Consider the following 12126-nt stretch of genomic DNA (forward strand, 5'->3'; position numbering starts at 1 on the left):
TACAACGCCGGCCCGTGCCGGCGTTGCCATGTATGATCCTTTATCCGTAAGAGAGTGACGTTTTGAATTATCAGTTGATCACCACCAATTCTGAGCTGGAAGAGGTATGCCTCCAGGCCCGCCGCCATGCGCGTATCGCCCTGGATACGGAATTCGTGCGCACCCGCACCTACTATCCACAGCTTGGCCTGATCCAGCTGTTTGACGGCGAGCGGCTGACGCTCATTGACCCGCTGCCCATTACCGAGTGGCAACCCTTCCGTGAGCTGTTGCTGGATGAACAGGTGATCAAGTTCCTGCACGCCGGGAGCGAAGACCTGGAAGTGTTCCTCAATGCCTTTGGCGCGCTGCCAACGCCGATGATTGATACGCAAATCCTGGCGGCTTTCACCGGGCGTCCGCTCTCCTGCGGCTTTGCCAAGCTGGTGGGGGAGTACATGGGTGTGGAACTGGACAAGAGCGAATCGCGCACCGACTGGCTGGCGCGCCCGCTGAGCAGCCGCCAGTGTGACTATGCTGCCGCTGACGTCTTCTACCTGCTGCCGATGGCACTGCGCCTCGAGCAGGAGACCATCGATGCTGGTTGGATGGAGGCCGCGCTGGACGAGTGCCGCGCACTCTGCCGCCGCCGCCGTGACGTACTGGAGCCGGAGCTGGCCTACCGCGAAATTGGCAACGCCTGGCAGTTGCGTACCCGCCAATTGGCCTGCCTGCAAAAGTTGGCCTCCTGGCGGCTGCAACAGGCGCGCCAGCGCGATCTGGCCGTCAACTTTGTGGTGCGCGAAGAGAACCTGTGGCAGGTGGCGCGCTACCAGCCCACCTCGCTGGGCGAGCTGGAGAGTCTGGGGCTGAGTGGGCCAGAGATCCGTTACCACGGCCGCACGCTGCTGGAGCTGGTGAAAGAGGCCAGCGCGCTGCCAGAGGAGGCGCTGCCCGCGCCGATCGCCAACCTGATTGACCAGCCGGGCTACAAACAGGCGTTCAAGGATCTGAAAGCCGTGATCCAGTCTGTCAGCACAGAGAGTGGGCTGAGCAACGAACTGCTGGCCTCACGTCGCCAGATTAACCAATTGCTGAATTGGCATTGGGGATTAAAGCAGCGTGAAAATAGCCCAGAGCTGATCGCTGGCTGGCGTGGCCAATTGCTGTCAGAGAAATTAATGGCGGTTCTGGCGAACTACTAAAATAGCTGGCCAAAGGGGGAAGACCTTTTTGGCCCTATTTATTTATGCAGGGAAATGCGGATGCCGGCGCTCGGAAGGGGGCGAAGGTAAGAATAACGTTGGCTGTCGCCAGCGTATTTGGGATAAGTCTTAATCCCGATTCAGGGTTATTGTCGGTGAAATTTGGCGAGGCAAACAAAATAAGCTGGATGTCCGTACAGTGCTCGGAGTTGGCAATAATGTTTGCGGCCATTTTTTCCCCTGCGTTAACCACAGGGGGAGCGGAAAGCCCGGGGCGTTATTTCGGCGGTTCTTCCGTTTCTGGCAGGGTGACGTTAAGTTCGAGAACAGAAATATCGTCCCCTTTCTGTTCGAACTGAACGTGCAGCATATCCGGGTCGATCTGGATATATTTACAAATCACCGCCAGAATATCGCGCTTCAGGTCCGGCAGGTAAGGGGGTTCTGAATCCCCCCGGCGGCGCTCTGCGACGATGATTTGCAGCCGTTCCTTGGCTATATTGGCTGTCGATTTTTTGCGGGACAGGAAAAAGTCTAACAGTGCCATGGTTTATCCCCCAAACAGGCGTTTCAGGAAGCCCTTCTTCTCTTCTTCAACAAAGCGGAAGGGGCGCTCTTCGCCCAGCAAGCGTGAGACAGTGTCATCATACGCTTTGCCCGCATCGGAGTCCTGATCGAGGATGACTGGCTCGCCCTGGTTGGAGGCGCGCAGCACAGACTGATCTTCCGGGATGACGCCCACCAGCGGAATGCGCAGGATCTCCAGCACATCTTCCATGCTCAGCATGTCACCGCGGTTCACCCGGCCAGGGTTGTAGCGCGTCAGCAGCAGGTGCTCCTTGATCGGCTCCTGGTTCTGCTCGGCGCGACGTGACTTGGAGGAGAGGATACCGAGGATGCGGTCAGAGTCGCGCACCGAGGAGACCTCTGGGTTGGTGGTAATGATTGCCTCGTCGGCGAAGTAGAGCGCCATCAGCGCACCGGTCTCAATCCCTGCCGGGGAGTCGCAGAGAATGAAGTCGAAGTCCATTGCCACCAGATCGTTCAGCACCTTCTCCACCCCTTCACGGGTCAGGGCGTCTTTGTCCCGGGTCTGGGAGGCGGGCAGGATAAACAGGCTCTCGGTCCGCTTGTCCTTGATCAAAGCCTGATTCAGCGTGGCATCACCCTGGATGACATTCACGAAGTCATAGACCACGCGGCGCTCGCACCCCATGATCAAATCAAGATTACGCAAGCCGATGTCAAAATCGATGACAACCGTCTTTTTCCCTTTCTGGGCTAAACCGGTAGCAATGGCCGCGCTTGATGTGGTCTTGCCAACGCCCCCTTTACCCGATGTAACAACAATAATGCGTGCCATGAAAAGATTCCTTGTGAAAGGGCTTAATTTAAAGGTTTGATGGTTAACACGTTATCTATCAGACTGAGGCGCGCCGCCTGGCCAGAAAACTCCGGCGGGATCTGGTCGCTCAGCCAGTACTGCCCGGCAATCGACACGAGCTCAGCACTAAGATTCGTGCAGAAAATCTGGCACTGCGCATCACCGCCGGCACCTGCCAGCGCACGGCCGCGCATCATCCCATAAACGTGGATATTGCCGTCGGCAATCAGCTCCGCGCCAGCGCTGACGCTGCTGATTACGATCAAATCACTGTTACGTGCATAAATCTGCTGCCCGGAACGGACAGGGGCGTGGACGATGCGCGTCTTGGCCGGGAGGTTGTCGGGTACAGGCGGCGGGGGCGGCGCTTTCGGCCCCTTGCCCTCGTTCAGCAGTGGCAGCCCGGCGCGGGCGATGGCACGTTTTTGCTGCTCATCCTTGCAACCGCTGAAGCCGACAACACGCAGGCCCGCGGACGTCACGGCCTGTTGTATCTCCTTCCAGTTAACCTCACCGCTCAGCGAGGCCACATTGATCACAACAGGGGCACTTTTAAGAAATGCCGGTGCCTGCTCTACCTTCTCCTGCAATGCCTGGCGAATGACCTCAGGCTGCGCGTGGTGCAAATGGACCACCGACAGGGTAAAACTGCTGCCTTTTAGCTCAATGGGCGATTGTGACATCTATCCTGACTCAGTTTCAGCAACGTAAATCCCCGGAACAGCACCCGGGGGGCGATATTCCGATGTACGTGAAGCATGTTATAGTTACCGGTATATCTAGGCAAGAGACGCTATCCATTAAAAAGAGTTAAAAAAATGCTTTGCATGATTTATAGAAGTTCAAAACGCGACCAAACTTATCTCTACGTCGAAAAAAGAGATGATTTCTCCGCCGTTCCAGATGAGTTGTTGAAAAGCTTCGGCCAACCGCAGTTCTCGATGGTCATCAATCTGGCCACCCGTACTAAATTGGCCGGTGCCGATATTGAAAAAGTACGCGAAGCTCTCTCCAGTCAGGGCTATTATTTACAATTGCCGCCACCCCCGGAGTCATTATTGAAACTGCATCTGAATAATAAGCCGGAATAATCGCCAAATATTCTGTTGCAGAATAATTTCTGCGGAAAATGTGAACGGTGACGCATGAATGGGGGCGGCCGGGGAGCGGTGTGTGATGCACGTCTCCCCGCCGCCCCCACTGGACTAGACCATAAGGAAAACCGTATGAAAAAGACCGCATTGGCCATTTTGCTCGGCACCCTGGCCCTGACCGCTTGCACCACCGCGCAAAAAACCGCGCCTGAAAACACCACGCCTTCCCCTTCTGCTGCCTCCGCCTCTGGCGGCATGCTCAACGCCGAGCCACCGGCCCAGAACGCCCAAGACCCGCAGTGATGCCCCGCAGGCAGCCTGCTGCCTGCCGTGACCCAAGGAGTATGTGATGAGACAGAGCGTGGTAGCCCTATTGATTGGCCTGACCCTGACCGCCTGTGCCAGCAAGCCACCGGCGGCCCCGTCGGCCACCGCCCCGGATCGTGCGCCAGCGGCGTCGCCCAGCGGCGGGATGCTAAAACCCCCGGCAAAAACCACGCTGGCAGCGCAGGGCCGTGACCCGGCGGAGTTCCCGGCCTATGTTGAGCAGCTGAAGCAGCAGGCGCGTGCCCAGGGGATCAGCGAGGCCACCCTGGAGAGCGCCTTCGCCAACATTCACTTTGTTGACCGGGTGATCGCCTCCGATCGCAACCAGCTGGAGAAGAAGGTGACGCTGGATGACTACCTGCAACGCGTCCTGCCGGCCTGGAAAGTGGCGCAGGGCCGCACGCAGTATCAGGCGAACCGGGCGGAAGTGGATGCCGCCAGCCAACGCTATGGCGTGCAGCCGCAATATATCGTCGCCCTGTGGGCGATGGAGAGCAGCTTTGGCAAAATCCAGGGCAAGGAGGATGTCATCTCTGCGCTGGCGACCCTGGCCTTTGAGGGGCGGCGTGAGGCCTTCTTCACCAAGGAGCTGATGGCGGCGCTGAAGATTGTCCAGCAGGGGCATATCCCGGCCGCGGAAATGAAAGGCTCATGGGCTGGCGCGATGGGGCAGTCACAATTTATGCCGACCTCGTTCCTGACTTACGGCGCGGATGGTGACGGCGATGGCCGCATCGACATCTGGCAAAACCGGGCTGATGTGTTCGCCTCCACTGCCAACTACCTCGCCACCGAAGGGTGGAAAGCCAATCAGGGCTGGGGGCAGGAGGTACGGTTGCCCGCCGGTTTCAGCGCTGATCTGGCCGGGCTGAAGAACGATCAGGCGAAGCGAATCAGCGACTGGCAAGCGCTGGGTGTGACGCCAGCGGATGCCAAACCGCTGCCGGACGCCGGCACGCGTGCCTGGATTATCACGCCAGACGATCTTCAGGGACGCGCCTTTATGGTTTACGATAACTTCCGCACCATTATGCACTGGAACCGCTCCTACTATTTTGCCCTCAGCATCGGCATGATGGCGGACGGCGTGGCCCAGTAACCCGGACTGGCCCGCACCATGGGCCGGTCGCTAACGTGTTTACGCAGGAGAAGGGCATGTATCAACATCGTGACTGGCAGGGCTGTCTGCTGGATTACCCGGTCAGTAAAGTGGTCTGTGTTGGCAGTAACTATGCCAAGCATATTAAAGAGATGGGCAATCAGGCGTCGGCTGAGCCGGTGCTGTTCATCAAGCCGGAGACCGCCCTGTGCGATCTGCGCCAGCCCATTGCCATACCGAAAGAGTTCGGTTCCGTGCACCATGAGGTGGAGCTGGCCGTATTGATTGGCTCGCCGCTGAAGCAGGCCAGTGAAGAGCGGGTTGCCAGCGCCATCGCTGGCTATGGCGTGGCGCTGGATCTGACGCTGCGCGACCTGCAAGCCGAGTTCAAAAAGGCCGGCCAGCCGTGGGAGAAGGCCAAGGGATTTGATGGCTCCAGCCCGGTGTCTGGCTTTATCCCGGTGGCGGAGTTTGGTGACCCGCAACAGGCCACGCTGAAACTGGCCGTCAACGGTGACGTGCGCCAGCAGGGCACCACCGCAGACATGATCACTCCGATTCTGCCGCTCATCAGCTACATGAGCAAATTCTTCACCCTGCGTCCCGGCGATATCATTCTGACCGGCACCCCGGAGGGCGTTGGCCCACTGGCCGCCGGCGACGCGCTGGAGATCTCCCTCAACGACCACAGCCTGACCACCCGCGTACTGTGATCGCTTTCCGCCCCGCTGGGGGCGGAAAACTTGCATCTGGGGCGCAAAGGGTCTATATAGGCTGCGTCTTTTCACTTATCAGGTATCGCATATGTCCCAACTCCCTTTCTGGCAGCAAAAAACCTTGTCCGAGATGACGGACGGTGAATGGGAATCGTTGTGTGACGGCTGCGGGCAGTGCTGCCTGCACAAGCTGATTGATGAGGATACGGACGAGCTCTACTTCACCAACGTTGCCTGCAACCAGCTTAATATCAAATCCTGCCAGTGCCGCAACTATGAGCGTCGCTTTGAGCTGGAAGAGGATTGCATCAAGCTGACGCGCGAAAACCTCACGACGTTTGACTGGCTGCCGCCGACCTGCGCCTATCGCCTGATTGGCGAGGGCAAAACGCTGCTGCCCTGGCACCCGCTGCTCACCGGTTCCAAGGCCGCGATGCATGGTGAACGCATCTCAGTGCGCAATATTGCCGTGCGCGAAAGTGAGGTGGTGGACTGGCAGGATCACATCCTGAACAAACCTGACTGGGCGCGCTAAGCCCGGCACCCGATTGCTGATGCCGGATGCCCCCATCCGGCAGGCACACAGGATGAATCAGGTCAGGCTAATGCCGATGATGGCATTCACCATCCCGGACACCGTGAACACGCCCCCTACAATCCAAAAGGCTCTCTGCTTCTGGGTGGTCGCCAGCGCCAGCATGGCGCACGCTAACACCAGTTGGGGAATGGCAATGATAGTGAATGTAGACATCTGCTCTCCTTGATTGTCATGATAGCCGCCCGGCAATCGCTCCTTCGGCGCGGAAGCGCCATTACCTTAGCAAAGATCCCTGATCGCTGACAGGAAACCTCGGCTTTGTGGCTGGTCTGGCGGCACAACGTTCCCATACGGGCTATGATTGACGCAGACAAGGCCATCAAGAGAGGGAAGCATGAATAAAGTCATCCTGTTCGCGATATTTGCGCTGGCATTCCTGATCGGTGCCATCATGCGGGTCATCTCCGGCCTGTGGCTGCATGCGTTGATTCTCTTCTTCTTTGCGGCGCTGTGTGCATGGTTCAGTCTGGCCTCGGCCCGCCGGCGGCCCCGCTAGGGAGTCGGCCGAGCGGCCAGCAGGCGTAGGCAGGAAAACGGGGGCCTGAAAAGAGTCTATACTTCATTAACCTATGTTGGGTAAATGGAGGTAATGCAATGTCTGAACGCCCCGATCACAATGCGCCATTCCCGGACGATCATGAAAACCACGGCCTGCCGGAAGATGCGCCTCACGTCCCCAATCCTTATGAAGAGGATGACATCCCGGTCAATACGCCGCCGGATGAAGAGGGGGAGATCCCCAGAAAACGGGATGACAGCGATGATGATAAAGAGGACCCGTATCAGGTGGAGTAAGCCCGCTGATGCGTGTCGCATACGCTGCGCCCTCACAGGCCCATCCCTGGGCCTGATGATTTTCCCGCTTTTTCCCCGTTTATCCCCTTAGCACGATAAAAATTTCTCACGCAGTCAGGGCAAGAAATGGCTCCAACCGCCGTCGCCTGCGGCAGGTGGCAACATTTTGTGACAAAGCCCGGCCACCGCCGGGCCAGCGGCTGGCGTGGGCTGGACAGGCAGCGCACCATGGTTGCCCACCATCTTGAAAATTTCCTACTACACTGGAGTGTTATGTATAACCGAACGGAGGACGACGATGACCATTCATAAGAAAGGGCAAGCGCATTGGGAAGGCGACATCAAACGTGGTAAGGGCCATATCTCCACGGAGAGCGGCGCGCTCAACCAGCAGCCGTATGGCTTCAATACCCGTTTTGAGGGCAAGCCGGGTACCAACCCGGAAGAGCTGATCGGGGCCGCGCACTCGGCCTGTTTCTCTATGGCGCTGTCACTGATCCTGGGTGAAGCGGGCTATACGCCGGAGAGCATCGATACCGTTGCGGATGTCTCACTGGACAAAGTGGGTGAGGGCTACAAAATCACGAAAGTGGCGCTCCAGAGCGAAGTGAAGCTGCCGGGCATTGAGGAGGGGGAGTTTGAGTCCCTGATCAATAAAGCGAAGGCGGGCTGTCCGGTGTCACAACTGATCAACGCGGACATTACGCTCGACTACAAACTGCACAACTGATCCCTGCCGCCCCGTCCGCTTGGGCGGGGCAGTCTCTGCCAGCCTTGCGGCCTATAGCCGATCCGTCAGCTTATCCACGACCACTCTTCCCTCTACGTCCTGCTGGGTGATGCGTACATCCACCGGGTAGGAGCGGCGCGTGTTCAATCGATCAAAGACCGAAACAGTGCCGGTAATGCGTCCAGCGCCATTGCGGATCTGGTAGACCGTGATCTCCTCCTGGCCCTGATTGGGCAGGCGGGTATGGTGGATCTGTTCCAGCGTATCCTGTTCGGTGAGGTGCAGGTGATCTCTTAGCATTGTTGTTATCTCCATAGAATCCGGCACGAAGTATATGCCTGATATTTATCGGTTCAATTGAAGATATGATTTGACAAAATACGTAAAAAGGCGTAATCGCGCGCGATGGAGACGCAGAAGCTCGGCCCAGCAGAAGCGTGGGAATGAAAGCAAATGGCGGGGAGTAGAAAGAAAAAAGCCCACAACGGATAGCGGGCGTAGGGATAGTACCGATCATTAGAAGTGGATCTGCGCCCACCCCATGATAGTAGCCAGCCGGTAGCCGGATTGAAACTGGTAGAAGTCTCAAAAAAAGCCCGCATGATGCGGGCCGGATAGATTATCCGCTACAAGAGGTATCCTATAGCGTGATTATTTAAAGGGGTTAATAATCACCGCGCAATAATAACGTTTGTTATTTAATTAGCAATAACTATTTGAATTTTAAATTTTTATGAGAATTATGCCGTGTCTGAGAAGCGGATTTTAGGTAAAAAATAGGCAAAGAAAAACCCGCTCTTGGGCGGGCTATTTTTTTCAGGTACTGCGGGAAAACCTGGTGTTGGGCAGACATTGCTTCGCTTTTGTCTGTAAAGACAATGCCATAGGCAGGGAATTTAAGTAAATCGGTTGCTTCTATCGATATGATAGTATTTATGAATGGATATGATAAATACACATAAAGACGGCGCCCGCAGGCGCCGTTTTTTTAGCGGTTAAAGAGGTCGCGGCGTCGGGGCGGGAAGAACTGTGCCAGTACGACCAGCAGGGCAATCAGCATAAAGATGGCGAACACCACCACCAGCCACTGCGGCATACTGAGTGAGAGGAACTCCCACTGCTTCTCCGCACAATCGCCCGTGGCGACAAACACGCTGGGCAACCATTTGTCCAGCGGCAGCCAGCTTGGGAAACGGGCGGCAAAATCGCAGGTGGCAAAGGGCGAGGGGTGGAGCTGAATCATGGTGTGCTCCCATGACAGGCGAATGCCCTCCCACGCGCTATAGATCCAGCCGGCCATCGCCACGAAGCGCAGCGGCGTCGCCGGGGCCAGTGCGCCCACCAGTGCGGCCAGCATGACCCCGAACAGTGCGCAGCGCTCATAGATGCACATGACACAGGGTTTCAGCATCATCACATGCTGGAAATAGAGGGCAGTCAGTTCCAGCACCAACGCGGCAAAAGCAAGTAATAACCAGGCACCGCGCCCCCGGGAGCAACGGTTTAGAAAGTGCAACATAATGTCCTGTCCATGCGATAACTGTCTGAGCGGCAGTGTAAACCAAATTACTGGCGCTGCCAGCCACCGTTGCACAAATATGCGTAAAAAGCGGTAAATGAGGCAGGAGTTTTTAGGGATAAATGCCGCGCCCACGCGCCCTGGCATGAACAGGGGCGGCGGCAAGCCACTGCGCAGGCATTCAGTTAATGTTAGCTTTTGGTGCTATAACCTGGCCTGGACGTCTGGTATGATGAGCTGAAATATTTGGCTTATATATGTCGCTACGGAACGTTAAACACATGGTTATAAAGGCGCAAAGTCCTGCCGGTTTCGCGGAAGAGTACATTATTGAGAGTATCTGGAATAATCGCTTCCCCCCTGGCTCTATTTTGCCCGCGGAGCGTGAGCTGTCAGAGCTGATCGGGGTCACCCGTACCACGCTGCGTGAAGTCTTGCAGCGTCTGGCACGCGATGGCTGGCTGACGATCCAGCACGGCAAACCCACGCGGGTCAACAACTTCTGGGAGACCTCCGGGTTGAACATCCTGGAGACGCTGGCTCGCCTCGATCATGACAGCGTACCGCAGCTGATCGACAATCTGCTGGCAGTGCGCACCAACATCGCCTCGCTCTTTATCCGCACCGCAGTGCGCCACCACCCGGAGCAGGCGTGTGAAATCCTCGAACAGGCTTCTGCCGTGGAGGACAATGCGGATGCGTTTGCCGAGCTGGATTACGGTATCTTCCGTGGGCTGGCGTTTGCTTCCGGCAACCCAATCTATGGCCTGATCCTCAACGGCCTGCGCGGCCTCTATATGCGCGTTGGGCGTTACTACTTCTCCAACCCGGAGGCCCGCCAGTTGGCGCTGGACTTCTATGAGCGCCTCTCAGCGCTGAGCCGCGACAACATGCACGATCAGGTGATGGAGTGCGTGCGCAACTACGGCAAGGAGAGCGGCGCTATCTGGCACGGTATGCAGGGTGCCATCCCGCGTGATATCGCGGAGATCCGCCGCTAAGTACGCAATCCGCATGTCATAAAAAGGGCGCCCGCAGGCGCCCTTTTTGCTGGCCGGTCATCAGAGCGGCGAGGTGCGCGGCGGGCAGCGATCCAGCAGCTCCACGCTGCCATCATCATTTTTCTGCTCCATGTAGACATCAAAGCCCCACAGGCGGTGGATATGCTTCATCACCTCCCGACGGCTCTTGTCCAGTGGCGCGCGCTCATGCGGGATGTAACGCAGCGTGAGGGAGCGATCGCCACGCAGGTCAACGTTCCAGACCTGGATATTCGGCTCATGGTTGCTGAGGTTGTACTGTGCCGACAGCGACTGGCGGATGGCACGGTAACCCTCCTCATTATGGATGGCGGCGATCTCCAGATAGTTATTGTGATCGTCATCCAGCACGGTGAACAGCCGGAAGTCGCGCATCACCTTGGGCGACAGGAACTGGCTGATAAAGCTCTCATCCTTGAAATCACGCATCGCGAAGTGCAGGGTATCCAGCCAGTCAGAGCCAGCGATGTCCGGGAACCAGTAGCGATCCTCCTCCGTCGGGTTCTGGCAGATGCGTTTGATGTCCTGGAACATGGCGAAGCCCAGCGCGTAGGGGTTGATGCCGCTGTAATAGGGGCTGTTATAGGGCGGCTGGTAGACCACGTTGGTATGGCTGTGCAGGAACTCCATCATGAAGCGCTCGCTGACCAGCCCCTCGTCATACATGTGGTTAAGGATGGTGTAGTGCCAGAAGGTGGCCCACCCCTCATTCATCACCTGGGTCTGCTTCTGCGGATAGAAGTACTGGCTAATCTTGCGCACGATGCGCAGCACCTCACGTTGCCACGGCTCCAGCAGCGGGGCGTTCTTCTCCATGAAGTAGAGCAGGTTCTCCTGCGGCTCGGCCGGGAAGCGGCGCGCCACCTCTGGTGCCTCTTCGCGCTCACGGCGTGGCAGGGTACGCCACAGCGAGTTCACCTGGCTTTGCAGGTACTCCTCGCGGCTCTTCTGCCGGGCGCGCTCCTCTTGCAAGGAGATCTTCTGCGGGCGTTTGTAGCGGTCGACGCCATAGTTCATCAGCGCATGGCAGGAGTCGAGCAGCTTCTCCACCTCATCCACGCCATAGCGCTCCTCGCACTCGCTGATGTAGTGGCGGGCGAACAGCAGGTAGTCAACGATGGAACCGGCATCTGTCCAGCTACGGAACAGGTAGTTATTCTTGAAGAAGGAGTTGTGGCCATAGCAGGCGTGGGCCATCACCAGCGCCTGCATGGTCATGGTGTTCTCTTCCATCAGATAGGCGATACAGGGATTGGAGTTGATCACAATCTCATACGCCAGCCCTTGCTGGCCATGCTTGTAGCGCTGCTCCGTCTCGATGAACTTTTTGCCGAACGACCAGTGGGTATAGTTGATGGGCATGCCGATACTGGAGTAGGCGTCCATCATCTGCTCAGAGGTAATCACCTCGATCTGGTGGGGATAGGTGTCCAGTCGGTAGAGTTTGGCCACCCGATCAATCTGTTCCAGATAGACCTGAAGCAGCTCGAATGTCCAGTCCGGGCCATCACTCAGGCGTTCCTGTTTAATCTGCTCTTGCGTCATCGTCATCAGCGCACCCTCATTGTTGTTTGGCCTGATCTTGCCGGCCCACTATCAATCGTAGCTCAAACTTTACACATCGGGTTAGGCCACCGCCG

Annotated in this window: 17 protein-coding genes; 10 read left to right on the plus strand and 7 right to left on the minus strand. The window is 57.3% G+C overall.

Translation table 11 applies throughout. The features are described from left to right. The first annotated feature begins 62 nt into the window (after positions 1 to 62). Complete coding sequence (rnd, locus tag C1N62_RS07795; RefSeq protein WP_137763089.1) at positions 63 to 1184, plus strand: ribonuclease D; 1122 nt, start codon at positions 63 to 65, stop codon at positions 1182 to 1184. A gap of 277 nt (positions 1185 to 1461) precedes the next feature. On the opposite strand, the gene minE is transcribed toward rnd, so the two are convergent. The 3 genes from minE to minC are packed head-to-tail and all read right to left on the minus strand — an operon-like array spanning position 1462 to position 3251. Further along, the gene (gene minE, locus C1N62_RS07800; protein WP_137763090.1) at positions 1462 to 1731 is read right to left on the minus strand and encodes a cell division topological specificity factor MinE; all 270 of its coding nucleotides are present in this window, start codon (positions 1729 to 1731) and stop codon (positions 1462 to 1464) included. A 3-nt stretch (positions 1732 to 1734) separates the two neighbouring features. Next, on the minus strand, positions 1735 to 2547 hold the full coding sequence (gene minD / locus C1N62_RS07805) for a septum site-determining protein MinD (RefSeq protein WP_137763091.1): 813 nt from the start codon (positions 2545 to 2547) through the stop codon (positions 1735 to 1737). A gap of 23 nt (positions 2548 to 2570) precedes the next feature. Then, entirely contained in the window at positions 2571 to 3251 is a 681-nt protein-coding gene (minC, locus tag C1N62_RS07810; RefSeq protein ID WP_137763092.1) for a septum site-determining protein MinC, read from the minus strand. 135 nt (positions 3252 to 3386) lie between these two features. On the opposite strand from minC, the gene C1N62_RS07815 reads away from it, so the two are divergent. The 5 genes from C1N62_RS07815 (at position 3387) to C1N62_RS07830 (ending at position 6339) form a co-directional block, all read left to right on the plus strand. Further along, positions 3387 to 3659, plus strand: coding sequence for a YcgL domain-containing protein (locus tag C1N62_RS07815; protein WP_137763093.1), 273 nt, complete (start codon positions 3387 to 3389; stop codon positions 3657 to 3659). 135 nt (positions 3660 to 3794) lie between these two features. Continuing rightward, complete coding sequence (locus C1N62_RS23160; RefSeq protein ID WP_168195833.1) at positions 3795 to 3965, plus strand: hypothetical protein; 171 nt, start codon at positions 3795 to 3797, stop codon at positions 3963 to 3965. Positions 3966 to 4011: 46 nt separating this feature from the next. Then, positions 4012 to 5088: a lytic transglycosylase domain-containing protein gene (locus tag C1N62_RS07820; protein WP_137763094.1), complete on the plus strand. Its 1077-nt coding sequence runs from the start codon at positions 4012 to 4014 to the stop codon at positions 5086 to 5088. A 56-nt stretch (positions 5089 to 5144) separates the two neighbouring features. Next, positions 5145 to 5801, plus strand: a complete 657-nt coding sequence (locus C1N62_RS07825) for a fumarylacetoacetate hydrolase family protein (RefSeq protein ID WP_137763095.1) — start codon at positions 5145 to 5147, stop codon at positions 5799 to 5801. Positions 5802 to 5892: 91 nt separating this feature from the next. Further along, the gene (locus tag C1N62_RS07830) at positions 5893 to 6339 is read left to right on the plus strand and encodes a YcgN family cysteine cluster protein (protein WP_137763096.1); all 447 of its coding nucleotides are present in this window, start codon (positions 5893 to 5895) and stop codon (positions 6337 to 6339) included. 57 nt (positions 6340 to 6396) lie between these two features. On the opposite strand, the gene C1N62_RS23165 is transcribed toward C1N62_RS07830, so the two are convergent. Continuing rightward, a complete protein-coding gene (locus tag C1N62_RS23165) occupies positions 6397 to 6555 on the minus strand; it encodes a hypothetical protein (protein ID WP_168195834.1) in 159 nt (52 codons plus the stop codon). A 181-nt stretch (positions 6556 to 6736) separates the two neighbouring features. Here C1N62_RS23165 and C1N62_RS23170 point away from each other — a divergent pair, with 181 nt between their 5' ends. The 3 genes from C1N62_RS23170 to C1N62_RS07840 all read left to right on the plus strand — a co-directional run bounded on the left by C1N62_RS23170 (position 6737) and on the right by C1N62_RS07840 (position 7927). After that, a complete protein-coding gene (locus tag C1N62_RS23170) occupies positions 6737 to 6898 on the plus strand; it encodes a hypothetical protein (protein WP_168195835.1) in 162 nt (53 codons plus the stop codon). A 98-nt stretch (positions 6899 to 6996) separates the two neighbouring features. Next, positions 6997 to 7197 carry a hypothetical protein gene (locus C1N62_RS07835; RefSeq protein WP_137763097.1) on the plus strand — a complete coding sequence of 67 codons (201 nt, stop codon included), beginning with the start codon at positions 6997 to 6999 and terminating at the stop codon, positions 7195 to 7197. A 298-nt stretch (positions 7198 to 7495) separates the two neighbouring features. Next, complete coding sequence (locus C1N62_RS07840; protein ID WP_137763098.1) at positions 7496 to 7927, plus strand: OsmC family protein; 432 nt, start codon at positions 7496 to 7498, stop codon at positions 7925 to 7927. A gap of 51 nt (positions 7928 to 7978) precedes the next feature. On the opposite strand, the gene C1N62_RS07845 is transcribed toward C1N62_RS07840, so the two are convergent. After that, positions 7979 to 8227: a hypothetical protein gene (locus tag C1N62_RS07845; RefSeq protein ID WP_137763099.1), complete on the minus strand. Its 249-nt coding sequence runs from the start codon at positions 8225 to 8227 to the stop codon at positions 7979 to 7981. A 688-nt stretch (positions 8228 to 8915) separates the two neighbouring features. After that, a complete protein-coding gene (gene dsbB, locus C1N62_RS07850; RefSeq protein WP_137763100.1) occupies positions 8916 to 9446 on the minus strand; it encodes a disulfide bond formation protein DsbB in 531 nt (176 codons plus the stop codon). Between the two features lie 281 nt (positions 9447 to 9727). Between dsbB and fadR the strand changes: the two genes are divergently transcribed. After that, on the plus strand, positions 9728 to 10447 hold the full coding sequence (fadR, locus tag C1N62_RS07855) for a fatty acid metabolism transcriptional regulator FadR (protein WP_137763101.1): 720 nt from the start codon (positions 9728 to 9730) through the stop codon (positions 10445 to 10447). Positions 10448 to 10507: 60 nt separating this feature from the next. Here fadR and C1N62_RS07860 read toward each other — a convergent pair whose 3' ends face one another. After that, positions 10508 to 12037: a SpoVR family protein gene (locus C1N62_RS07860; RefSeq protein WP_137763102.1), complete on the minus strand. Its 1530-nt coding sequence runs from the start codon at positions 12035 to 12037 to the stop codon at positions 10508 to 10510. Positions 12038 to 12126: the final 89 nt, after the last annotated feature.

The sequence above is a fragment of the Nissabacter sp. SGAir0207 genome (genome assembly GCF_005491205.1).
Taxonomy (GTDB): domain Bacteria; phylum Pseudomonadota; class Gammaproteobacteria; order Enterobacterales; family Enterobacteriaceae; genus Chimaeribacter.